Source organism: Paenibacillus sp. MAH-35 (assembly GCF_058135425.1).
In genome coordinates, this window is the sequence record NZ_JBYUPU010000091.1 from 1 (window position 1) to 2,000 (window position 2,000).

The following is a 2,000-nucleotide window of genomic DNA, read 5'->3' on the forward strand; positions in this document are numbered from 1 at the left end:
TTAAAAAATAATGTTAATTTATAGACGTTCATTTCAGTCATATGGTTTATTTATTTTATAAAATTTGTAAATGTCTAACTCCTATCTCCTACTATCCTTTTACCATAAAGACTTTACCAACTCTATTATCGGTTTTACGAAAAAGTATTAGTACTATATAAGATGAACTGAATGATCCTTATACTTGAATCAAGAGGCGTTTCAAAAAAGCGGCGACGTGTCTGCGAACGTGATAAAAACTTGCTGAGGATGTTATTGATGACGTCGGATTTCAACCACTTCCATAAGCCTTAGACCGGATTCAACTCCGAGCTGTACTTCGGCGAAAGACAAGTTGAAGCGGTGGGTGTTCTTGTAAGAAAGCCTTGTAGCTATTAATGGCCGCAAATAGCTTGGCACCTTCATGATGACCATACGTTTGAATTTTACGTTGTTCTCCTTTCAAGAACCGGTTGTATTGCAACGTCAAATAAGCCCTAATCATAGACTCAATCTTCAAACAGCAAGTGCTTAATGCTTCGGTTGGTAAGCTGTTCTTCAGCGCTGGCAGCGTTTCTTGACGATAAGCGGCATGCTTCTTCGTATGTCTAGCGTAGCTGAATCCCAAACTGTGATCTTCAAAGTTACACCTCTAAACCGGCTTCGACCGGATGCCTATGGGCGATCGTATCGGCAACCTGCTGCTCCAGTTGAAGAGAACACCGGAAGACAGGATAAACATGATCCATCAAAAGAAATCACTCTGTTCCAAAAAAGCTGTGCTCGAGACGGACTGTACCCGACTGTACGAGAGATATTTGGCAATTTGTTTGCACTTGGAAGGGCGATCGTTTGCAGCGATCGCCGACATTCTTGGCGCATCAATGTTCAACATCTACTGGAACGACGACCAGGCAAACGGGACCTCGGGGCTGGACTGCCAGAACGTGAAAAAGATCGACGATCCACCAGGCCAATCTGGTCAGATAGATCGATCTTTCTGTTTCTGTTGGGGGAGTTCAGAAGCATACGTTCTTGAACTAAACAAGATCGGGAAACAGGACTTTATAAGCAGTGCAGTTCATTCAATAGATTATGTAGCTTCGTGTTTTATTGGCTTTGTGCCGGGCAATGTGAATTGCTGTTCAACTGAGTCTACAATTCCAAGTTTATTCATTTTCAAGAAAGTGGTGAAGTTCGGAATTTCACAAATGTCATATTTATACACCACTCTTATTATTTTCTCTGTTATTTCTTGCTCTAGGTCGTTCCTATCTTGTGGAGTGACAGTTTTACTGAGTTTTCTAATATAGGGGAGAAATAAATTGATTATTTCTTCCATAGCATTTTGCTCCCCACACTTGGCTCTAATAACAAGATCGTACAGATCGTGGGTATTCAATCTCTAATCCCCCCCTAACATAATAATCTACTGCGGGATATTTACTTTTTGAAGATGCTCTGTAGTAATGGCCTCTTGTATGCAAAAACTTACATTAGATTCTAATAAGATTAACTGATTTCTTTTCTGGAACTGCTTCCGCTATATCCCAGTTGACACATCTCCATCCTAATATTATGAAGAGCAGTCGTTTTTGTTTTAGAGACTGCCTGTTGTGAAACGGATAGCTGCCTAGCGATTTGACTATCTCTAAAATCACCAGAAAAAACCAACGTTAATACCCTCTTTTGTCTTTGCGATAGTTTGGAAAAAGCGAAATATAGCATTTCATTATCAAAAGACATGCTAAATAATTCAGGGTCTTTAAAAGTAGTGTTCTCCACTCTATCTTCCATTTTTATAACTAGAATTTCTCCCAGTGTCACTTCTCCTTCTTCTCCAACTGGTGAGTCAAAAGAACAAATATATCGTTCCTTTTCTTTCTTTATCTTTCTTCCATAATCAACATTCGCAAACTTAATTAATGAATATAGATATTTTTTAAATCGAATGTTAAAAAAAAATCTTTGAAAAGCTTGTTGTAACCGACTGTAATGGAAGGAGGTATTATAATCTATAT

At 38.8% G+C, this 2,000-nt stretch carries 2 protein-coding genes; both read right to left on the reverse strand.

Going from position 1 to position 2,000, the window contains the following annotated elements; translation table 11 throughout:
* Positions 1-1,072: 1,072 nt before the first annotated feature.
* Entirely contained in the window at positions 1,073-1,381 is a 309-nt protein-coding gene (locus AC3Y2E_RS34525) for a helix-turn-helix domain-containing protein (protein WP_379217965.1), read from the reverse strand.
* Positions 1,382-1,491: 110 nt separating this feature from the next.
* The coding region (locus AC3Y2E_RS34530; protein ID WP_379217968.1) for a sigma-70 family RNA polymerase sigma factor at positions 1,492-2,000 on the reverse strand (509 nt) is incomplete at its 5' end.